Genomic DNA, 22,015 nt, shown 5'->3' with positions numbered 1-22,015 from the left:
AAAACGGAGTTATGCTGCCTTATTCATGCGAAACAATAACCTCAGCTTTCCCTTCCAATTTAAATTGGCGAACGCCATGAGGCAGAATAAAATGGACACCTTTTTCTAAATCGCAGGAATTTCCCTCCATAGTAATAGCAGCCTTGCCGTCTACAACACTCACCTGTAAGTAATCAGCAGTCATTTCACAATCAGCCTGACCATTCAATTCCCAATGATACACAGTAAAATACTGCTCCTCCACCAATTTCTTTGCAGCCAAACCGCCATTAACAGTTTTTGTCTGCTCAACTGCGGCATCCTGATGCGGAACAGTTGTCACTTGTTTGGAACGTTCAAGATGCAATTCACGCTTGTTGCCGGCATCATCTGTACGGTCATAATCATAAACACGATAGGTAATATCGGAGCTTTGCTGTGTTTCCAGGATGACAATGCCTTTTCCAATGGCATGAATGGTACCGCTTGGCACATAAACAAAATCGCCAGCTTTCACCTTCACTCGGCGTAAAAGTTTGTTCCATTCTCCTTGATCGATCATGGCCGCTAATTCTCCCTCTGTCTTGGCATGATGTCCTAACACAAGCTCGGCCCCTTCTTCGGCACTTAATACGTACCAGCATTCCGTTTTGCCATAAGGCACGCCTTCGACTTCGCGGGCAAATTGATCATCCGGATGAACTTGAACAGATAAATCATCCGCTGCATCCAAAATCTTTACAAGCAACGGATACTCACCTTGATCAGCAGCATTTTTATTAAAAAGTTCCTTATGCTCATTCCAAGCATCAGCCAATGTCTTCCCTGCTAGCGGACCATTGGTGATAATGCTTGGGCCATGCGGATGCGCAGAAATCACCCACGCCTCCCCTGTCTTATCATTCGTAATCTCATAATTAAACTCTCTTCTTAATTTCTGCCCGCCCCAAATCCTCTCTTGAAACACAGGCTGTAAAAAAATCGGCTCATTTTTATACATGTGTACCTCCATTTGCGGAAACATGGGGACGGTTCTTCTGATTCACCTAAGCAAGCAAAACGAAGGAAGCAAGAGAGCCGTCCCCTTGCTTCGAAGTTTATTATTAAATGCTATTTAATAGTTTATAGGCTTATTCCTTTGATGTCACCTGTAAAAGTAGATTTCGTAAGTTTTAATCCATTAACTATTCGTGATAGCTCTATTAATGGGTGCCTCGATGGCTATGATTATGTTAACTTTTATGCAAAGTATGTTAAAAAACAGTAAATTGAATTTTGGAATTGCTGCTGGAAGCCTTGTCGTCTTCTTAACTTCTTTTCAATGCAATCCAAGAGGCCACACTTTTTGCGAACTAAAAATCCTATCCGCCTCAGAAATGAGCACAAGATAAAAAGGATATTGATAAATAACGCGGGAGAGTGAACGCAGTTTTACCACAGCCAGTTACCAAATCATGAAACGGAGTTGTACCAGATACAGGAGCAGCCAATACCAGACAGATTGAAGATATCCCCATTTTTAGTATTTTATTTAATTATGTCCATGCAAATTGGCATTGGGGTTCTTGTCTATCAGAGAGACATCGCAAAGGATGCAGGCTATGATGCCTGGATTTCCATCCTGTTTGCCGGAGGATGCATACATGTCATCCTTTGGATGATTTATAAAATTGCCGAAACGGTTGATGAAGATTCTGTGACAGTCCATAAGTACCTTCTAGGCAATTCAATCGGCAAAGCAATCAGCACCATTTTCATAGGTTACTTTTTTTATATGTCTTACCTATAGCACGAACATTTATCGAATTCATTCAAGTGTGGATATTACACGGTTCCTTTTGAAGAAAAAAAAGTGTCTGGAACATTTTTTCATGGTCCGGACACTTTTTATTTATATGCTCTGATAGTCTATCTGATCAATTTAGCAGCAAGAATATTTAAAAAATGACTTTCGATTTTATTCTTGTACAATTGATTCCTCTTCCGTTAATGTCATTTCAGCAGATTCTTTTTCTCCATTTCTGTAATATATTATTTTCACCGTATCACCAATATCCTTCTCTGTGTACAAGTACTTTCGCAAATCGACTACATTTGAAATTTCTTGATTATCCAGCTTTATGATAACGTCATTTTGTTTAATGCCTGCCTGACCTGCAGGCGCTGCAGGTTCTGTTTTCCTGACAATGACTCCCTCGGTCACTTCTACAGGAAGCTGCAATTCATTCTGATAGTACTGAGATGGGATATCTGCTAAGTTAATCGGAATAATTCCCATGTAAGGCCGTTTGACTTCTCCGAATTTCTCCAGATCCTGAAGGACTGGAAGTGCTGTGTCAATCGGAATGGCGAAACCAATACCTTCTACACCGTCCATAGCTATTTTAGATGAGTTAATGCCAATCAGCTCTCCATTAATATTAATCAATGCTCCCCCGCTGTTTCCAGGGTTGATCGATGCATCTGTTTGAATGACTTCCGAATGCCAATCCACCATGCCATCTTGATTCACATCAACTGGAATCGTGCGATCCGGGGCACTTATGACACCGGTTGTGACAGTCCCCTGCAGAAAGCCAAGCGGGTTTCCTATGGCGATTGCCGTTTGCCCGGGCACTAAATCTCCTGATTTTCCAATATTAATTACATGGTCAATCTTTTCACTATCTACTTGTAATACTGCAAGATCCAGCAGCGGGTCAGATCCAAGCAATTTGGCAGGAAGTCTCTTATCATTATTTAAATTAATTTCTATTTGGCTGGCATCTTTAATAACGTGGTGATTTGTTGCTATATATGCCGACCCATCTTCAATTTTATAAATGACTCCTGAGCCTGATCCAGCACGCTGCGGTTCAGTGCCCTCCCACATATCACCGCCTTGAAAGTTAATTACACTCACCACAGCCTTCATGCTTTTTTCAACTGCTTCTGTAACCGGGTTTGTTTCCTTTCCTTCCGCCGCACTTACATTTGATTGCTTTAGTGGATTTTTATCAAGGGGACTTTTGTCAGCTTTTTCCCCAATCAGGGGAAAGATGATCAAAACAATTAGTAATGCACCCATAACCGCACCTATTAAACCTGCAATTATCCATTTCCTGCTGGATCCTTTTCTTTCATTTTCCTTTTGGTGATCAAAAGGCTCCATATATTAAAACCTGCCTTTCATAGATTGGGATATATTACAACCTTACCCCAAATGTAAAAGGATTAACTTTCAGCTGCAGCTTAATTCTGTCCAAGATATACCTGGATGCATGCAGGCATGGTGTATATTAGCTGACTCAATATATCCTCAATCTTATTGCGGCGGGACGGCATTTTTTTCAATGGAGCTGCAGGCATTAGTGAAGAAGCCAGTACCAGATTAATGCAGCTGACTTATCATTTTTGCCCGTTGTTTTTAATACAATTCTAGGTAAAGAGGTTATGAGTAATGACCAGAGTAGCATATACCAAAGGTGATATTGATTTAATTGCCAGGATGATTCGGGCAGAGGCAGTAGGTGAAGGGAAACTGGGGATGTTTAAGGTTGGGAATGTCATTGTAATTCGAACAGTAGCAGATTGTTGAGACAAGCGCTTATACGTATTAGCGGCCGTTGTTACCCAGACTTTAACTTACGTGGCATATACCAAGTCAAAAAACCTTAGTTTTTTAATCTTAACTTTTCAAGCGTATTGTGTACTAAGCCAGGTTAAGGAGCCAGTAATCCCCATCAATGATACAGGTGGGGATTATGTTAAGTATACTCCGCTTCTGATAATCCTAACCTACAGCGATAATGCCGATTCCCGTTTTCCCGAAACCATGCCTCCTAAACATGCTGCTAAGACAATATTGGACAGTTTCCTCAATCTTTTTCTATCCCTTAAAACTTCTGTATAATTCCCCCTTTTAGAGTTAAAGATACCAATACAAGGTTATTGGAGGGTATTATGTTTTTAAAACGCCATACCGCGAACAGTAGAAACAGAGATGCAAAAAAAGAGGCATCATCTGCTTCCCCTATCTCTCAATCCAAATTTACTTTTATTGATCAAGTGAAAAGCCGATTAAATAATAGTGCAGATTTGATGGTGAAGGAATTCAGCCAAAAGTTAACAGTGGTATACTTTGACACGATGATTGAAAAGTCAATGCTGCACCAGGACATTCTAGCTTCTTTGACTGACGACTTTATTTCTTTAGAACAGATGGTTGCCACACTCAAACAGCGTGTCATTTCTTTAAAAATAGACAGTATTTTGGACAGCTCAATCCTTGCACAGTTAATTGAAGATAATTCTTTGTCTATCTTCCCTCAAATGGTGCTGACTGAACGGCCAGACCGGACAAGTGCATGGCTTCTCAATGGGAAAATAGCAGTTCTTGTTGATGGCAGTGTTCAGGCGATAGGATGCCCGCAATCATTTATAGAGTTCTTCCAAAGCATGGAGGATCAGAATGTCAGATGGCATATTTCAACCTTTCTCCGTATTCTAAGGATGATCGCCATGATGCTCTCCATTTTTTTCACTGCCGTATACGTAGCTTCTCTAACATTCCATTACGAGATCATCCCGCAGGCTTTTCTTGTTCCATTAAGTGAATCAAGATCTCGTGTACCGTTTCCGCCGATTATAGAAGCTTTGCTATTGGAGTTCATCATTGAACTATTGAGAGAGGCTGGCGCGAGACTGCCAACTAAGGTTGGACAGACAATGGGCATTGTTGGGGGTATTGTTATTGGCACCGCAGCCGTACAGGCGGGTTTCACGAGCAATATTCTCATTATCATTGTTGCACTTGGAGCTCTCGCATCTTTTACAACACCAAGCTATATGATGGGTAACGTCATTCGAATCTTGCGCTTTCCTCTCATTATTTTTGCGGGTTTTTGGGGGTTTTATGGCCTGATGGCCGGATTTTGCTTTCTGCTCATTCATCTTTTAAGACAATCTAGCTTAGGAAGTCCTTTTCTTGCTCCATTTTACCCTTTGCGTCTTACCGATTGGCGAGACAGCATCATCCGGCTTCCGCTTTCGTTTACATTTAGAAGGCCGTTTCAGACAAGACCAAAGGATCATATTAAATATAGCCCTTCCAAGGGGAATGAACATGAGTAAAAGTTATGGTGTATCGAAATGAAAATTAACGTACAGCCGAAACCCCAATATTTAATTAATGCTTTCATGGTTTTTTTCATAGTGCACGCCATGCAGGTGGGTGTAGGAGTGCAAGGTTTCCAGCGTGTTATTTACCTGGAATCCAAACATGACGCGTGGATATCTGTCCTCATAGCAGGAGCAGCAGCAAACCTGATTGGCTGGATCATATTTAAAACCCTGTCTATGTATCAATCTGCAGATCTCTTTGGGATTCATTTCGACATTTATGGGAAGTGGCTGGGGAGTCTGCTTAATTTTATTTATATATTCCATTGTTTGGCAGCCTTCTTTGTTATTACCCGAAATTATATTGAAGTGGTTCAGGCCTGGGTTTTTCCTGACCTTCCCACCTGGTTTATTTCTTTAACCATTATGTTATTAGTAATGTACGGCCTTACAGGCGGCTTTCGGACGATTGTCGGATTTTGCTTCTTCAGTATTATCTTTACAGTGTGGATGATTTCACTGCTGGCATTTCCTTTTCAGTTTGCCAATTGGGAATATTTATCTCCGATTTTAGAATCAGATTTAAAAGAAATCCTGAAAGGCGCCCGGCAAATGACATTTACTGTATTGGGATTTGAACTCCTGTACGCCTTCTATCCATATGTAAATGAGAAGGAAAAGATCAATAAATATTTTCAGTATGGTTTGCTTTTTACCACTTTTCTTTATCTCATCATTATGGTCATTTCCCTTGCCTATTTCAGCGGTGGACAGCTTGAAAGGACGATTTGGGGCACCCTTTCTTTGTTCAAGATTGTGCGGCTGCCGTTTATTGAAAGATTTGAATACGTCGCAGTTTCATCATGGATTATCCTTATCTTGCCGAATTTAATGCTTTACTTATGGTCTGCCTCCAGAGGACTAAGCAGAATCTGGAATAGAAGTATGATAAATATCTCTTGGTTATTAGCTTTCTTCCTTTATTTATCTCTGCAGATTTTCTTAACAAGGATCGAAATCAATCTTATTAATGATAACTATGCTAAATACGCATTTTATTTGGTTTTTGTTTACCCCATTTTCCTTTACATTATTGCTTTATTCAAAAAAAGAATTAAAAATCAAAGGGGTGAACCACGGTGAGACGTAATGTTGCTGCTTTTGTATCCATAATCGTTCTTTGGGCTGTTCTCACAGCCTGCACTGACAGCAAAACATTAGAAAAAATGGGCTTAATTACTACAGTAGGCTACGATCTTTCTGAAGATGGCAAGATTTTAACGACCATGGTTCTGCTGCAAATTGATCCGGAAGCACCTAAAAATACTGGTTTTATAACGGGTGAGTCGATTACCAGCAAAGGAGCCCGGATTGCAGCAGATTTAAAGAGCCCGAAAAAGCTGCAATCCGGCCAGCTTCGAGTTGCCCTATACGGAGAAGAAGTTGCAGAGGATGGAATTATTAACCTGGCAGACACACTTTCACGCGACCCCTCAATCAGTGACCTCACCTATTTGGGTATTGTTGAGGGCAGTGCCAATGAAATACTTAAACAGGAAAACCAGCAATTTACTGATATAGGACAATTTATATATAAAGAACTTGACCAGAACATTAAAGGGGAATTAATCCCATCTTCAACACTTCAGGAATTCACACATGATTTTTACGCAGCTGGAGTGGACCCTTCCCTCCCAACCTTAAAAGCAGAAAATGGAATGGTTAGGATAACAGGCATGGCACTTATGAATGATGATAAAATGGTGGGTAAAATTTCTGCAGCAGAGTCCTTTTACTTAAAATTAATAAATGATCGATATGAGGCAGGAAACCTCGAACTCATAATCAGCAAAAATGGTTTCCAAAACATTAAGCTAAATGAAGAAAAAGAGCTTGCTGTGGTATTGGATACCATCAGAAGCAACAGTAAAATGGAACTGCAGGACAAAGAGAATCTCACCTTTAAGCTAACCATTAACATTGACTCCCGCCTATTGGAAATTAACCAATCCATTGATTTAAAAAACCCGAAAAATATTCAAATTCTGGAAAAAACGATCAGTAATACAATTAAAAAGAATGCAGAAGATTTGCTTGCCTATGCCAAGGCCCATGACTCAGATGTATTCGGTTTCGGAGAGGTTTATAGAAGTTCAGTATATAGGTCGGGACTTACTAAGGAAAAATGGCATGAAATGTATAAAAACATACGTGTAAACGTGAAGGTAAATTTTCAAATTGTCAGAACCGGTGTAGTGGAATAACTTTCATATTTTAGATCCTTAACTATCTTTAAGGATAGAAAGCCTGCCGCGTGAAAATTGGGCAGGCTTTAACATGGATTTTATAAGAATGAACATTGCTGCATCCTGTGGCTATATATTTTCGCTGTTATGGATCCTGGCCCGTTTTTTTCCATTGTCTCTTGGAACGGTAAAGGCTTGGTCTGCATACTGTACAAGGTCCTTTTCAGTAAATAGATCATCTGGAATTAAGGTTGAAACCCTATGCTCATTGATACAAAAGGATCCTTTTAGAAATTTTCAGGTAAAAACGGTGCCTGGATTTCCGGCAGACCGCTTTTTAAGCCCATTTTCTAAAATAATTGGCTTCCCCTGTTTCAAATCTTCACCTGCATGGACCTCGCCAATATTAATCAAATAAATCGTTTGCTCGAATTGGCCATTTTCCATAGTACAGATAATTTTGTACTGATTTCTGTTAGCCCTAACAATACTCCCATATTCACAATCCAGCAGAAGAACAATCTCTTCTAACGCTCTCTGATAAATAACTCCAAGTTTCCTGCTATCCAATAGAATGAACAAGCGCATTGGAGGCAACATTAAGTTTTATTTTATCTTAAAGGGCTGATTATTCCCTTCATAAGTTTTCCAAATCCGGAAATAATAAGCTTATTGACGAATGTATGCTAAAGTGCGCTTGTGGGTTACTTTCATAGCCGCTTTAAATGATGAAAATATGAAAGCAGTATACTGCAGCCAGTAATAAAATCATGAAACGGAGGTGAACCAGATAAAGGAGCAGCCAATACCAGACAGATTGAAGATATCCCCATTTCTAGTGTTTTATTTAATTATGTCCATGCAAATTGGCATTGGGGTTCTTAGTTATCAGAGAGACATCGCAAAGGATGCAGGCTATGATGCCTGGATTTCCATCCTGTTTGCGGGGGGATGCATACATGTCATCCTTTGGATGAACTATAAAATTGCCGAAACGGTTGATGGTGATTTTGTGACAGTCCATAAGTACCTTCTGGGCAATTTTATCGGCAAAGCAATCAGTTCCATTTTCATAGGTTACTTTTTTTTGTATGTCTTAGCTATAGCACGAACATTTATCGAAATCATTCAAGTGTGGATGTTTCCGGATCTGAGCACTTTCTGGTTCTCCTTTGGCTTCATGATACTTTGTACTTATATCATTTTTGGAGGATTCAGAACCGTAGTCGGTATAGCCTTTTTCGGCCTGGTATTGCCGGCTTATCTCCTTCTCACATTTGGCTGGGCCATTAAATTTTCAAATTTCTATAATCTCCTCCCAATTTGGGACCATTCTGTTAAGGAACTTCTCATCGGTTCCTACAAGATGTCGCTTACCTTCATCGGATTTGAGATTATTCTGTTCATTTATCCTTTTATAAAGGAACCAAATAAATCCAAAAAGTGGGCACACCTTGCTGTTTTTACCACTACCTTGATCTATACTATTTTAGCAGTCATTACGTTTGCCTATTATTCGGAAGATCTTCTTGCTAAACAAGTCTGGCCCACTTTGACCATGTGGAAAATTGTAGAAATGCCTTTTGTGGAGCGTTTCGAATATATAGGAATTGCAAACTGGAACTTAATTATGCTTCCAAATGTGTGTATTGCCATCTGGATTTCTTCCAGACTTATCAAGAGAATCTTTAATATTAGACAAAAGGTTGGAGTGTTTTTTGTTGTCAGTGCTTTGTTAATAATGATTCCCTTTATTAATACGCACGAAAGGATTAGTATGGTTAATGACTTTTTTGGGAAAATAGGGTTTGGCTTTACGTTCATTTATATTCCTTTACTCTTTGTCGCCGTCATGATTGCCAAGAGGGTAAAAAAGAAGGCTAAAAAGAAATGAAAAGCTTATCTAAATAGGGATGGTTCTGCTGCTTGCCGGATGTATTTTCTTTTGGCTTTAACCGGCAAGCATAATAAATTGCTGAATATATTTGTATTCGCTTAAGTACCTTACTTCTGCAAATATCTTTGGTTATTTCGGAATAACAAGAGGATTCAGACTCCATTCCCCTGAAATCCGGACACGTGCCACATTCTTTAATTTCTCATTATTCACTTCTTTAATTGTTTTAACTGCCTGTTTCCACTAGCAAACACCAATAAAAATCGGATACTCACTTACTCCAATACCTCGATTGTCACCTTTAAATGGGATATCCATTGATTATTCAGTTTATTCATTTTTGTGTAATGGCCAAATGCAACTAAAATAAGGAATAAATTGCATGATTTCATCACTTCTAATTTTTAAAGGATAATAAGCGAATCTGAATGCATGCTTTACTTCTTCTAGTTCCACCAAAATCTATATCATTTTTTGTGTTACAATGAATATAAAATTTTTTTCTGAACAAAGCATAGATTTAGACTCTTAGCGTCTTAAACCTTTATTCTCAGACATTAACTGATAATTGAGGTTCCCAAAAAAAGTGGTTTGTGACCTAATAACGATATTAAGTATAATTGATGAACAGCTTTTTCTTCTATTGTAATTGAAGGAGCGTGGGCGGAAAACATGTACACTGTTCTTACATATTTTGTTTCCCTTTTTGTCATTGTGATATCTGTATTTTCTACACTTTTTATCAAAAATGAACTAGAGCGAATGTTCCGGGAAAAAAATAATATGATCCCTTTTCATATATCTAATGTGCTTCTCACCTTAATGGTTTCTTTTGCAGCACATGCTGTATTTACGATTTATGTCATTGGAGATGAATTCAATTGGTTACTGCAATTGGTAATCCTCATTTTCATTATCTTACCAATTTATATTTTTGGGCACTTGGCATTCGAAAAATATAAATCTGTGTATAAAAAATACATACCCGCTGAGAACGGGAAGATTTTAGTACTTAATGAAAAGTACTTAAAGAAGAAAAAATGGCCTTCAAAGTTGAAAAATTATAATGACTTTTATAAGGAAAAATAAGTTAAGAAATTTAAAAATAGGAGTCTTACTTTAGTTAAGCAAACTTAAGTAACTTTTTTGATATTTATTTGTACAGGGCATGGAACATTTAAAATGAAGAATAAATATTATTGAGTTTCGAAGTTTGGATTAACTCCTCATCCAGAAGGAGGATATTATAAAAGAACGTTTGAATCAGAGGAATGTTATGGTGGCAGATATATTCTCCGAACAAAGAGGACACTTACTAATAAAAAAGGACGCTTTCTATACTCAGGAAAAGCGCCCGCTTACTGAATTAGTATGAAGGATCTTAAAAGTCTCTACTGAAATGTTAGTTGCTGAATAGGCGGATTAAAAAACCATCTTCTTCAACATGCGGCATAAAATAGGTGATTCCATAACTTGAAGCTACAGCCATAATAACTGTCCAAAGGAATAAACTGGTCAACATCCAGCCGGTTACCCTTTTTCTTGCCGAACCAAAGCTCATTCCCATAAACGCGGAAATATGAGATCCAACGAAAAAGGGGCCAATGATCGCTAAGCCAGGTAAGCCATACTTATCAAAAAGTGCCCGAGCTCGTTTCCCTTTTTTCGACTCTTCCATGCCTTCAGCATCAGCTTGTGCTGCCGCAACTTCTTCCACATGCATAATATCTTGCATACGTTTTTTTTGTTTTCGCTTTCCCATCCATTTCTTCACTTGATCCACAAAAACAATTAACAGAACCACTGTCAGAGCATTCCCCAAAAAAGCAAGTATCGCTGTCAGAACTGGAGATAGACCTCCGATGATAGCCAATGGAATCACAGCAACAAGTTCAAATAACGGAATTGCTGCCAGAAGAAATACAAAAATATACGACAAAAACATATCCTTCATCCTCCCTTTTATTCATAAAGTTTTTTAACTTCCGACCAAAAAATAAAATACTGCCCAATGCCAAGTACAGTCAAAGCGATGACAGGGAGCAACTCGGCTTCTCTAAACAGCGCAACTGCAACAATGGCTGCCGGAATCGCAAAATAGTAATAAATATACACCTTTCGGCAGGCCCGATACGTAATATATTGATGCCCTTCATCTTCTTCTTTCAGCTCATAAGGGATGAAGGTAAAAATACGAATCTTCCGATCTGGGTATTTACGGTTAAAATAAACCATTGTTCCGAAATAAATGATGACAAAAATAGCATAAACAATAAAAATAGCCGTCGTCATGTAATTCCGCTGCTCCAATACGATGCTCACCGAATAAATTACCGCAAGCCCAATCAGAAACACGCTCATTGTAAAAGGCGAACGCAAAAACCTTTCCATGATCACTCATCCTCTCCTTCTATCCAAAACACTTCCTCTAAATCGACACGTAATGCTTTAGCAATTTTCAATGCTAACACTACAGACGGAGCATAGTCACCTTTTTCAATCATGCCAATGGTTTGGCGGGTAACTCCAACCAATTGACCTAAATCAGATTGAGTATAATTATGCCTCGCTCTTAATTCCTTCACTTTATTTCTCAGCATACTTAACATCCCCTATTACCATTTCCTGCCTCTTCATTGTAAAGAATACTTAACATTAGGTCAAGGATATTTTCCATTTTGTTAAGAATATACACCATTTAACTTAGTTGCTCATAATTTAAAGCCTGAGGTTATAGTAGATCTCCAACCAAACGAAATTATCCATGAAAAGCAAAAAAAGAACCTCCAAATTTGTAATGGAAGCCCTCGTGCTCATGATTATGTTTAAAGTTCCTGTGGAATATAAGGCTTTTATTCGATGACTTCGCCGCCTTGCAACTGATGGTACAAGTTTTCATCAATTGTTTATTGGAGCTTATCTCTTTATATAGGCAGCAAACTGATTAAAGCTGAACATTTGCCCTTCTCGCTTTGAAGCTGGAATAGTCCCCGATTGATCAATCATCTTCAAATAATTTTTCCCCTCGGTGGAGGCGCATGGCAATTTGTGCTGTATGTGGCATTTCTCTGGCAGTTGGGGCATGGCCTGCCAGATAACGTGTTACGGCGAGGATCAATGTTTCCTGTGCATATTTAGCAAGCTCGGAATCCTCTTTTTCCCAATGATCATGTTCGATCATTGCTGCTTCATACATTTGAAAGGAATGAAACTCTGCATCCTCTCTTAATAAAGCGTGACCAAGCGTATTGAAGAGTTCACTTTTATCACCGCCGTGTGCCAGGTAATTCACTACCCATCTTGCTGATTCTGCCACCTGCTGCTGCTGATTCATCATCTTCAATAATTCTGAAGGACTCTGAGGTTCAGTTTCCGAATCCTTCGGTTCAGGCCTTCTTGCAGATGGTGTATTGAGAAAACGATCGAGATACACACTCATTGCTCCATGGAAAACAGCTCGGATCAATTCAGGTGTAGCAGAGCGGCGTAACGATTCATGTACCGCATGTGCGTGAGTAAATGTATGAAGTACAGTAATCCAGTCCCTGAAATCATTTTGTACATGGAAACGGGTAATTCGATCAGCAGCCGCTAAAGCTACGAGCTGGGCCAAACGGGAAGGGTTGACTCCGCTTTTAAGTGCATCCAGCATCGTATTTACCGTTTTTATAGGATCATCAGATAAAATTTGTTCAACCAATACTGCTTCATCGATATCAGCGTCGCCTCGTAATGAGACATTAGCAAGGATATCAGGTAAATCCTGGAACGCCTCCATTAATAGTTTGACCAGGTTCACAGGTGATTGCCAGCTATGGGATTCTTCACTGCGGGATACATCACCGATAGCAGGCAGCAAGGATGATAATACATAGGACCGGTGCTCAATACCAATCTGATTTAAAATTTCAAATGCTTTATTATGAAAATCAAGAGTATGACCTGTATCTATATAAAAATGATCCGTGATAGCTGTCATCATCATTTCAGCAAGCTGCTCGTCCGAGAATCCCAATTCTATCGCGGTCAATAGCACCCGCTCAGCTCCCTGTGAATCCCGGACCTCCACACAATGACGATACCATTCCGATAATTGTTCATATGATTGGGTATTCTTTTCATTAGATACAGGAAGGGATCCAAGTAAAAAGCGTGTTCCCATTCCGGAACTTTCCCGTGCAACATGAACAAGGCCTTGGAACAGCGCTAAAACCTGCCCAGTTTTATCCAATTTGGGCAATACATTTGTCATGGCTGTTAAAATCGTTAATCCCGATCCCCATCCACTCCTCCGATGTGTTGTTCCGAATTCTACGCCGATTTTTGCAATCTCTGTCGCTGGAAAACCCGCTTCCATCAATCCGACAACTGATTTGGCAATGACAAGACTAATATTTTGCTCAAGGCCGTCACGTAATCGCTGCCTCCATTTTTCGATTGTCACCTTATTAAATGGAACCGGCTGAACCCAAACCTCATCTTCCTTGATCTCGACAGGATAAGTAGGGACATCATCTGCCCAAGGATCCAAGGTTCCTCCGCTTTTTATATCAAAGCGGGCATGATGCCAGTGACACGTCAAAATCCCATCACACAGGCTTCCTGTATGGAGGGGAAAGCCCATATGCGGACAGCGGTTGTCCACCGCATAGACTTGTTTTTCGTAAACAAATACTGCAATTGCATGACTCCCACCTTTAATAACCTTTGCACCTTCATCTTCAAGCGTCTTTAATGAACCTGCATAAATCAATTCTGACAATGGTATCACTCCCATAAATGAAATTTCAGCTGCCCTCAAGATAAGGATAGAGGGCATACAAAAATGGCTATCTACTACTTTATATTATTGATGGAATACAGGAATCCTTCATAAGTGTGGACTTTTCTCATTCAAAAGGCTGATAGATAAACAAGAAATTTACTCATTTGCACTCATATAGCTGTCTTGATAGTTATAAAATCAACACAAAAATAAGCGTTAATCCATCTAGGATCAACGCCATGTTAAATAAAATATTTCCAATAAAAGTTGCCTACTGTATGCTAAATTTCGTTATTTGATTTCGTTCAAATGTTCTTCGAGACGATTCCAAGTATCTGTTATGCCCTGCAGCATACCCATTTCCATTACAGACTGGAGCGCCTCTGCAGATACATATTCTCCACGGTTAATTAATTTGGTTTTACCGTCCACATCCACAAATTCCAGAGTCACTTCAGTAGAGGGCATATCCTCATTAATAGTCCCTTCAGCATCGGAAAAATAGTCAGTATAGCTGATCCTCTCCGGCTCGCTGATCTCCTTGTATATCCCCTTGCCCCAGGACTCCATGCCATAAAATTGGCCCTGATTCCGGTCAACACACTTCATGCAATAATGCCATACTCCACCAGGTCTGAAGTCAACGCTGCAAACAGGGAGCTCCCACCCTCTCGGACCCCACCAATGTTTCAGGTGTTCCGGCTCTTTAAACATTTTAAAGACAAGCTCGCGCGGTGCATCGAATACGCGTTCCAATACCAGCACACGTTCATCTTCAACTCTTGAAAGCATTGCATTATTTGACATTATTACTCCTCCATTAGAAGCTGTATTTGAAAAACCGTCTGCAATTCTTGAGACAAACCTTATCTAAGCTTATTCATCAATTCAAAGGTTTTTTGCCCTGCAATACGTTAAGGTAATCATCCAGCCTATCCATCCTGCCTTCCCATAATCGGCGATAGGAATCAAGCCACCTATCCAGTTCTTGAAACGGTTCAGGCCTGATTTTATAAATCCGTCGGTTGGCGATCGGCTGAACCTCCACGAGGCCAGCGTCACAAAGAACCCGAAGATGCTTTGAGGTTTGAGGCTGGTTCAACTCAAGTTTTTTTGCGATATCCCCTACCGGAAGCGCTCCCTCCAGCAGCAGGTCAATGATATCCAGGCGGTTGGGCTCAGCCAGTGCACTGAAAATTTGCCCGTTCATGTTGAATCATCTCCCAGCGTGGTTTTGTTCACTTTTTCCATTTCTATTGCAGATTCCACCCCCGCTTCCTTATTTTAACTTTCCTTGTTAATAATATACACTATCAGGAATATTCCTGTAAAGGAATATTATAATAATATGAAAATCGGGCTATACGAACCCATATAGACCTTCTTAATCAACAAAAAAGGATTATAGTCTTGAATATTTCTTCCTGGAATAGAATTAAAAGATATAATTTTAAACCTATTCGTTACCTGGAAAATTAGGAGGGATTTTTTCTGAAAGCAATCGTGTATCAAAAATACGGTTCGCCAGAGAATCTTAGATTGACAGATCTAGTTAAACCACTGCCCAAGAATCATGAGGTACTCGTCAAGGTTCACGCAGCATCTGTGAATTATGGAAATCTTGTCCTTTTAAAAGGAAGACCATACCTGGCACGCTTTGCCTACGGTCTTTTCAAACCAAAACACACGGTACCAGGAGGTGACATCGCCGGTCAGGTGGAAGCAGTCGGCAAAGACGTCACGCAGTTTCAGCCAGGCGATAATGTGTACGGAGACCTTTCAGGCTGCGGCTGGGGCGGTTTTGCTGAATATGTATCTGTCCCTGAAAAGGCCCTGGCCATAAAACCAGCCAATCTTTCCTTCAAGGAGGCAGCCGCAGTACCTATGGCGGGAGTCACAGCACTGCAGGCCTTAAGGAATAAAGGAAACATTCAAACAGGACAGAAGGTCTTGATTTATGGGGCTTCAGGCGGTGTGGGAACTTTCGCTGTACAAATTGCCAAATCACTTGGTGCTGAGGTTACCGGTATATGCAGTACAAGAAATTTAGAAATTTTACGTACTCTTGGAGCAGACCATGCCATCGATTATAAAAAAGAGGATTTCGCCAAAAGGACAGAGAAGTATGACCTGATTCTCGCTGTTAACGGATATCAGCCCATTTCAGCTTATAAGCGGGCTTTAAAATCGAATGGAACTTATGTGCTTTCCGGTGGTTCAGGAGCACAATACATACAGGCGATGGTCATGGGGCCGTGGATTTCATTAACAGGGTTTAAGAAAATGAGCAGCATGCTGCAGAGGCAAAATCAGGAAGACCTGATTTACATGAGCGAACTTATTGAAGCCGGAAAAGTAAAGCCCGTCATTGATCGGTCATTTAAATTAAGTGAGGTGGACAAAGCTTTCAGATACTTTGAAGAAGGTCATGCTCAAGGAAAAGTGGTCATTACGATTACAGAAGATTACTAGAGGGTTAAATTTCATTGTATGTTCAGTGCCGGGGAGAAGAAGAAGCCCTTTACCCTCTCCCTCTTATGCTGGGACCAGCCCTTAATTCTTAATTTTTTGAACAAAATCAATTTTTAATGTGTTAAATTATATTTAATATTTGATATTTTATTTTAACACATGGGCAAGGAGTGAAAAAAATGAATGATTTCTTTACGTTTTTAATTCTTTCTTTGTTTGTGGTCATGAGTCCCGGAATTGATACTGCCCTTATAACAAAAAGGACGATTTCAGACGGAAGGGCAGATGGCTATAAAATGGGGCTGGGCATCACAGCAGGGTCTTTAGTCCATACCTTTGCGGCTGCTTTTGGACTTTCAGCCATCTTAATGCAGTCCGCTGCTGCTTTTGAAATCATAAAATATGCCGGTGCGATTTATTTGATTTACCTTGGGCTCTCTTCATTCATCTCTTTGAAAAAGAAGAAGAAAGCTGATTTAGAAACTGAGGTGAAAACCGATATAAAAAAGTCTGCGTTTAAACAAGGACTCCTTTCAAACGTACTCAATCCTAAGGTTGCGATGTTCTTTTTAACCTTTCTGCCGCAATTTGTGAAGGCAGGCGAAAACGCGCAGCAGCAGCTGATCATCATGGGAATTATATACACACTGCTGAGCATATCCTGGTTTTTCATATACGTATTCTTCATTAATTACCTGCGGGAATGGCTCATGTCCCCAAAGGTTCAAAGAGTTATGGATAAAGCTACAGGTGTTGTGCTAATTGGTTTCGGATTAAAGCTGGCGCTGGGTAAGCAGCATTAAAACATTGGGATTCAGCCAATGTTTTTTTGTTTGTTGTTTTTATCACATCCATACTGTATGATACATAGTATAAACCATATAGTGTATGACATATAGTATATGGAGCGAGGTGATTGAATGAGCACGCTGCTGAATTCGTTAACAACTGAACTGCGCAGAGGGACATTGACGCTGGCTGTGCTGAGCCAGCTTCGGACACCGCAATACGGGTATTCACTGGTTCAGTTATTGGAGGACTCCGGCATAAATATTGACCAGAGCACATTATATCCATTGCTGCGGCGTCTGGAAAAACAGGAGCTTGTTACGAGCAGCTGGGATCATACGGAGAGCCGGCCGCGCAAGTATTATGTTTTAAGCGAACTGGGTCTGGAGACATTTCTGCAACTGAGAGAAGAATGGATAAAGAATTCCAAACAGCTATATGGGCTGTTAAAGGGGGATGAGGAAGATGAATTTAATTGAAGTATATATACAGGAAGTGACCCGGAGGCTGCCTGAAAAAAGCCAAGCGGATATCGCACTCGAGCTGCAGTCAACGATCGGGGATATGCTTCCGGATGATTACAACAAGGAAGATGTAAAGGATGTCCTCAGCAAATTGGGCAGTCCCGCAGCCCTGGCGGCAGGATACCGGGATCAGCCGATGCATCTGATCGGGCCGCGCTATTTCGATGTATATGTATCATTGCTAAAAATGATCCTGCCAATTGCCGCAGCGATTTCATTGATTTCAATTGCTGCAGAGTTTATATTTAATTTTAACCGGGACGAAACGATCATCAATGCCATGCTCGAACTAACGGGCTACGGAATTTGGAGACTCATGGAAGTGGCCGTCCAGGTATTCTTCTGGCTGACCATTGTATTCGCCATTATTGAGAGGATGGATAAAGGAAAAGAGCAGCATCCTTTGTCACCAAGCTTAAAACCGTGGACTCCGGACGATTTGAAAAGCATCACGTATATTCCAAAGAAAAAAGCCATAACCAAGTTTGAGGTTTTCGGAAGCCTAATGTGGACTGCCATTTGGGCAACCCTTTACTTTTATGCCGACCGGCTGATGGGTATCTACAGAGGCGGAGGTGAAGGACTGGAGTTTAAAATTCCCGCCGTGAACCAGGATGTGCTGCTCGGATATTGGCCGATCGTAGTGATCATCATTGCGCTCGAAGCGGGACTCGCTCTTTACAAACTAATCATTGGGCAATGGACGAAAAGAATGTCGATCTTCAACACCGTCCTTGAACTGTTTGCCACCATCGTATTCATCTCCATCCTGCTGAACCCGAATTTGCTCCAGGCGGAATTTATAGCATACATGACCGATTTATTTTCAATATCTGCTGCCCAATTGAAGAGCTGGCTGCTCAGCAGCATCACCATCATTTTCATCATCTATGCAGGAATCAGTATTTATGATGGGATCCGCAAATCAAGAATTACCTCTTAAACAGTAACAGACACACTGATTGTTCAGTGTGTCTGTTTTTTTATAAATCAAAAATAATCCCCATAATCGAGTAAATAATCACCGTCGAAAAAAGAACTGTCATATGGACTAGTGAAAAGATAAACAGGGATTTTGCCCATTTTTCCGGATCCATCCGTTTATAGCCGTAGATACTAAGTGCCAGCCAGGCAATCCCTAGGAGCAATGCTACGAGCATAAGACCGGTGCTTAAGGAACCCAGCAGAAAGCTGATCCCGATCAGAACAACTAAATAAACATTCGTCTGAATATATGTCCTTCTGACGCCTTTAACAACAGGCAGCATCGGCACATTCGCCGCTTTATATTCATCATGCTTCCTTATCGCAATCGCATAAAAGTGCGGCATTTGCCAGATGATGGTGATGATGAACAGCCCAAGGATCGCAGGATGCGTGATATCAGGATGGATGGCAGCCCAGCCGATAAGCGGCGGCATCGCACCTGAAATGCTTCCGATCTCCGTGTTATAAATGGTTCTTCTCTTGCTCCACATCGTGTAAGGAACCACATAAAAAAACAGCCCTAAAAATCCAAGCAGCCCCGCTAACGGAGTCGTGAAGGCAAGAGCGAGAATTCCAAACACAGACATGAAGCTTGCAAGCCACAATACCTGCTTAGGCTTGATTTCCCCTGTGACAGTTGGTCTGCTTTGAGTCCGCTTCATGATCGAGTCGATATCACGGTCATATAAATTATTAAACGCCCCTGCTGCCCCCATTACAAGGCTTGAACCTATAAAGGCCAGCAAAATCTCGGGCAGCTTCTCCAGAAGGCCGAAGTCATACGTATATAAGGCCAGTGTTAATCCTGCAAACATCGGGATCAGGTTGGATTTTATAATCCCTGTTTTGACTGTCAGTGCGAGGATCTTTGATAAAGGCCGTCCCTGCGTCTTCAGGGTTTCTTCCTCTTTCATGATCAATTCTTCCCCTTTTAATTATTCTCTCTTTCTCTATACGCCAATACTCATTATACACCTATTATAACAGGAGTTGATGCTCAATGATTTCTGAAAAATCCCAATGCTGGTAAACTCTCTGCAAATAGAAAAGAGAACCTTGCCTGCCGCTTAGTCCTCCCTGTTGATTCTAACATTATTTGCATGGTAATGGGGCTTATAATCGTGACATCTTTGTTTCATTTCAATCAGAAAATAATTCCCCCTGGACCTGACCCAATTTCTTCACGTTTTACCTTCTGGATATAGGATTCCTTTGCAAAGGTATGGATGTACCGGTTTAATTTGTAATAGCCGATATCATTAATCGTATAAAAAATGATTACCGGTTTTCCATTTTTATAGAAAAAATGAGGATTTAGGATATCCGGAATTTCCTTCAGTTCATCCCACGGGTGAACAAAATTCAAGTAGTCTTCTATTCTCGGATCCCGCTCGTCTATATCTGAACGCATCTCTTCTCTGTAATCATCCGTATAAGGCAAAATCCGATCCTGTCCCCATGAACATCCATGCCATATCGCACCAAATTCATGAAGCTCATGGAAAGCAATCGCCGCCTGGAGATAAGATAAAGGTGACCTGTCTCCATCAATCGCACCCATAAAATCCTCCAATGCAAACTGAGGCTTAGGCGGACTGAGGAAAAAGTCATCCAATCGCTCGCAAAGGTCCGGATCCGGAAGCTCCGCTGCAGCCGGAATCGCCCAGACCATACCATTGCCGTTTCCGCCGCTGAAATATTGATAGGCTCTTAGCTTGTATTCATTCTTGATCTTTAATTGAGAGAATCCATGGATGATATCTTCAGGATTCTCGGCTGAGACGCTCCAGCCTGCTGGAGGGTCCATTCGGTCTGATTCATCAGCAAGATTCACGACGATATTTGGCTTTGCGGCTGAAGTGGTGAATATGGTCAGGTTTTTCATGTATGTTTATCTCCCTTTGAGTTATGTCATCATCTTTCTGCATTAATTGTACGACGCAGCCCTGTTAAATTTTCATATAGGTAGATCAGAAAAATGAAAACACCTGTCCTCTTAGTCCAATGCATGAGGTCAGGTGCCTGATTTGGAACAATTTTTGAAGATGAAGATAGTACGAAGTGTTCTTCTGGAGGATTACTGATTGTTCAGCTTATAGATCTGCCGGGAGTGCTCTGAAATCTTCTGATCATAATAAGCAAGGTCATGCTTAGATGCTGATGATTCTCTAAGATCGGCAATTTGTTCAATAGCCTGATCTGCTTTAGCATCAATAACAGACAATTTTTCATTCATTTCATTTATTTTAACATTAGAGCCAGCGACACTATGAATCAATTGCTGGATAAGGTCCTCATGCCGTTTTAAGTCTGCAGTCAGCCTCTTATCCATCGAGCTGACCTTTTGGTCCAGTGCGTCCAGCCTTTTATCCATCGAGCTGACCTTTTGGCCCAGTGCGTCCAGCCTTTTGTCCATGGAATCCACTTTATGATCTAATGATTCAAGCTTGTTCAGGATTAAATTCAGTACTTTTTCCACCTTTCTCACCTCCTTCTCTTATCATTATATCAGGAACTATGTCGAATCAGACAAGAATTTTGGGATCTGAGCTTGGTCAAGAATATGCGTCTGACTCACTAATATCCCGTTTCAGAAAGCGCCTATCCCATTATGCGGGACAGGCACCCATAAGCCGGCAACAGACGCTATCTGCTGCTACTCTTTCTTCCATTCAATAATATAATTCCGCCTTCCTTTTTTAACCGAGTAAGTATCGGTGGTCCTTTCCATAATAAAGCTGAAGGTGTTTTCCTTACGCTTGGATATTCTTGATGCCAGCTTCTCTGTCCGGTCATATTTCATAGAGACCTCTTTTTCAGCCGCATTCAGTTTAAAACAATGACCGCCGCTCACATAAACTTTTGAGGTATTATAGCCCTCTGGCATGATGGCATCCACATGATGAAGCGCAAACCACACACATTCATCGTGCCCGGGTGAAATATGAGGAAACCAATACATGTCCATACCGCCTGGAATTCGAACGGGTGCAGCCCTGCAGGGTCCAAGTATGGTTCTCGAACCGCTTGATGCACCATTCAGATCAAAGCCGTAATAGTTTATGCTCTCATCTATGATCTCAATCGGTTTCTTCTTTACCATAAACGTATAATTCCCTTCCAAAACCAAACTGCAGCATTCTCCTTCTTCGTTATAATGGGCCCTGATTGATTTCGTTTCCGGAATGATTATATACTCCTGTATTAGTAATGCATTCATTGTAATTAATACCCTCCCTTAAACTTCACTATTTAA

At 40.7% G+C, this 22,015-nt stretch carries 22 protein-coding genes and 2 pseudogenes; 11 read left to right on the top strand and 13 right to left on the bottom strand.

Annotated features, from left to right (window positions below; genetic code table 11):
* Positions 1–19: 19 nt before the first annotated feature.
* On the bottom strand, positions 20–979 hold the full coding sequence (gene manA, locus NYE23_RS06975; RefSeq protein WP_341076558.1) for a mannose-6-phosphate isomerase, class I: 960 nt from the start codon (positions 977–979) through the stop codon (positions 20–22).
* A gap of 465 nt (positions 980–1,444) precedes the next feature.
* Between manA and NYE23_RS06970 the strand changes: the two genes are divergently transcribed.
* On the top strand, positions 1,445–1,768 hold the full coding sequence (locus NYE23_RS06970; protein ID WP_341076556.1) for a GerAB/ArcD/ProY family transporter: 324 nt from the start codon (positions 1,445–1,447) through the stop codon (positions 1,766–1,768).
* Between the two features lie 168 nt (positions 1,769–1,936).
* Here the strand turns inward: NYE23_RS06970 and NYE23_RS06965 are convergent, their stop codons facing one another.
* Positions 1,937–3,130: a S1C family serine protease gene (locus tag NYE23_RS06965; RefSeq protein ID WP_341076552.1), complete on the bottom strand. Its 1,194-nt coding sequence runs from the start codon at positions 3,128–3,130 to the stop codon at positions 1,937–1,939.
* Positions 3,131–3,418: 288 nt separating this feature from the next.
* Between NYE23_RS06965 and NYE23_RS06960 the strand changes: the two genes are divergently transcribed.
* The 4 genes and pseudogenes from NYE23_RS06960 (at position 3,419) to NYE23_RS06945 (ending at position 7,343) form a co-directional block, all read left to right on the top strand.
* Complete coding sequence (locus NYE23_RS06960) at positions 3,419–3,556, top strand: hypothetical protein (protein WP_445662588.1); 138 nt, start codon at positions 3,419–3,421, stop codon at positions 3,554–3,556.
* 608 nt (positions 3,557–4,164) lie between these two features.
* A pseudogene (locus tag NYE23_RS06955) lies at positions 4,165–5,091 on the top strand (spore germination protein); the annotation flags it as partial.
* An 18-nt stretch (positions 5,092–5,109) separates the two neighbouring features.
* Positions 5,110–6,222 carry a GerAB/ArcD/ProY family transporter gene (locus NYE23_RS06950; protein WP_341076551.1) on the top strand — a complete coding sequence of 371 codons (1,113 nt, stop codon included), beginning with the start codon at positions 5,110–5,112 and terminating at the stop codon, positions 6,220–6,222.
* Positions 6,219–7,343 carry a Ger(x)C family spore germination protein gene (locus NYE23_RS06945; RefSeq protein WP_341076550.1) on the top strand — a complete coding sequence of 375 codons (1,125 nt, stop codon included), beginning with the start codon at positions 6,219–6,221 and terminating at the stop codon, positions 7,341–7,343. The genes NYE23_RS06950 and NYE23_RS06945 overlap by 4 nt, the downstream gene beginning before the upstream one ends.
* A 279-nt stretch (positions 7,344–7,622) precedes the next feature.
* Here the strand turns inward: NYE23_RS06945 and NYE23_RS06940 are convergent, their stop codons facing one another.
* A complete protein-coding gene (locus NYE23_RS06940; RefSeq protein ID WP_341076549.1) occupies positions 7,623–7,913 on the bottom strand; it encodes a hypothetical protein in 291 nt (96 codons plus the stop codon).
* Between the two features lie 193 nt (positions 7,914–8,106).
* Between NYE23_RS06940 and NYE23_RS06935 the strand changes: the two genes are divergently transcribed.
* Together NYE23_RS06935 and NYE23_RS06930 are read left to right on the top strand one after the other, a co-directional pair.
* Positions 8,107–9,219 (top strand): GerAB/ArcD/ProY family transporter, encoded by a 1,113-nt coding sequence (locus tag NYE23_RS06935; protein ID WP_445662587.1) that lies wholly within the window; start codon positions 8,107–8,109, stop codon positions 9,217–9,219.
* A gap of 1,218 nt (positions 9,220–10,437) precedes the next feature.
* Positions 10,438–10,587, top strand: a pseudogene (locus tag NYE23_RS06930) (hypothetical protein); the annotation flags it as partial.
* Between the two features lie 37 nt (positions 10,588–10,624).
* On the opposite strand, the gene NYE23_RS06925 reads toward NYE23_RS06930, so the two are convergent.
* The 6 genes from NYE23_RS06925 to NYE23_RS06900 all read right to left on the bottom strand — a co-directional run bounded on the left by NYE23_RS06925 (position 10,625) and on the right by NYE23_RS06900 (position 15,197).
* Positions 10,625–11,167, bottom strand: coding sequence for a small multi-drug export protein (locus NYE23_RS06925; RefSeq protein WP_341076547.1), 543 nt, complete (start codon positions 11,165–11,167; stop codon positions 10,625–10,627).
* Between the two features lie 17 nt (positions 11,168–11,184).
* Positions 11,185–11,613 carry a hypothetical protein gene (locus tag NYE23_RS06920; RefSeq protein WP_341076545.1) on the bottom strand — a complete coding sequence of 143 codons (429 nt, stop codon included), beginning with the start codon at positions 11,611–11,613 and terminating at the stop codon, positions 11,185–11,187.
* Positions 11,614–11,615: 2 nt separating this feature from the next.
* Positions 11,616–11,822, bottom strand: coding sequence for a helix-turn-helix transcriptional regulator (locus tag NYE23_RS06915; RefSeq protein ID WP_341076542.1), 207 nt, complete (start codon positions 11,820–11,822; stop codon positions 11,616–11,618).
* A gap of 398 nt (positions 11,823–12,220) precedes the next feature.
* Complete coding sequence (locus tag NYE23_RS06910; RefSeq protein ID WP_341076539.1) at positions 12,221–13,984, bottom strand: Rieske (2Fe-2S) protein; 1,764 nt, start codon at positions 13,982–13,984, stop codon at positions 12,221–12,223.
* A 294-nt stretch (positions 13,985–14,278) separates the two neighbouring features.
* The gene (locus NYE23_RS06905; protein ID WP_197205455.1) at positions 14,279–14,794 is read right to left on the bottom strand and encodes an SRPBCC domain-containing protein; all 516 of its coding nucleotides are present in this window, start codon (positions 14,792–14,794) and stop codon (positions 14,279–14,281) included.
* 76 nt (positions 14,795–14,870) lie between these two features.
* A complete protein-coding gene (locus NYE23_RS06900; protein WP_048008571.1) occupies positions 14,871–15,197 on the bottom strand; it encodes an ArsR/SmtB family transcription factor in 327 nt (108 codons plus the stop codon).
* Between the two features lie 281 nt (positions 15,198–15,478).
* Between NYE23_RS06900 and NYE23_RS06895 the strand changes: the two genes are divergently transcribed.
* From NYE23_RS06895 to NYE23_RS06880, 4 genes are all read left to right on the top strand, one after another.
* Positions 15,479–16,459, top strand: coding sequence for an NAD(P)-dependent alcohol dehydrogenase (locus NYE23_RS06895; protein WP_341080626.1), 981 nt, complete (start codon positions 15,479–15,481; stop codon positions 16,457–16,459).
* Positions 16,460–16,638: 179 nt separating this feature from the next.
* Positions 16,639–17,262: a LysE family translocator gene (locus NYE23_RS06890; RefSeq protein ID WP_341076533.1), complete on the top strand. Its 624-nt coding sequence runs from the start codon at positions 16,639–16,641 to the stop codon at positions 17,260–17,262.
* 117 nt (positions 17,263–17,379) lie between these two features.
* On the top strand, positions 17,380–17,727 hold the full coding sequence (locus NYE23_RS06885; protein WP_341076530.1) for a PadR family transcriptional regulator: 348 nt from the start codon (positions 17,380–17,382) through the stop codon (positions 17,725–17,727).
* A complete protein-coding gene (locus NYE23_RS06880) occupies positions 17,714–18,715 on the top strand; it encodes a hypothetical protein (RefSeq protein WP_341076529.1) in 1,002 nt (333 codons plus the stop codon). The genes NYE23_RS06885 and NYE23_RS06880 overlap by 14 nt, the downstream gene beginning before the upstream one ends.
* A 40-nt stretch (positions 18,716–18,755) precedes the next feature.
* On the opposite strand, the gene cyoE is transcribed toward NYE23_RS06880, so the two are convergent.
* The 4 genes from cyoE to NYE23_RS06860 all read right to left on the bottom strand — a co-directional run bounded on the left by cyoE (position 18,756) and on the right by NYE23_RS06860 (position 21,979).
* Positions 18,756–19,673 (bottom strand): heme o synthase, encoded by a 918-nt coding sequence (cyoE, locus tag NYE23_RS06875; RefSeq protein ID WP_341076526.1) that lies wholly within the window; start codon positions 19,671–19,673, stop codon positions 18,756–18,758.
* A gap of 230 nt (positions 19,674–19,903) precedes the next feature.
* Positions 19,904–20,644 carry a hypothetical protein gene (locus NYE23_RS06870; protein WP_341076525.1) on the bottom strand — a complete coding sequence of 247 codons (741 nt, stop codon included), beginning with the start codon at positions 20,642–20,644 and terminating at the stop codon, positions 19,904–19,906.
* Between the two features lie 192 nt (positions 20,645–20,836).
* On the bottom strand, positions 20,837–21,238 hold the full coding sequence (locus tag NYE23_RS06865; RefSeq protein ID WP_341076524.1) for a hypothetical protein: 402 nt from the start codon (positions 21,236–21,238) through the stop codon (positions 20,837–20,839).
* Positions 21,239–21,415: 177 nt separating this feature from the next.
* The gene (locus NYE23_RS06860; protein WP_341076521.1) at positions 21,416–21,979 is read right to left on the bottom strand and encodes a competence protein ComK; all 564 of its coding nucleotides are present in this window, start codon (positions 21,977–21,979) and stop codon (positions 21,416–21,418) included.
* Positions 21,980–22,015 lie beyond the last annotated feature (36 nt).

It is taken from the genome of Cytobacillus sp. FSL H8-0458, assembly GCF_038002165.1.
GTDB lineage: Bacteria > Bacillota > Bacilli > Bacillales > Cytobacillaceae > Cytobacillus.
The sequence above is the reverse complement of the archived record's forward strand: the minus strand, read 5'-3'. Positions and strand labels throughout refer to the sequence as shown.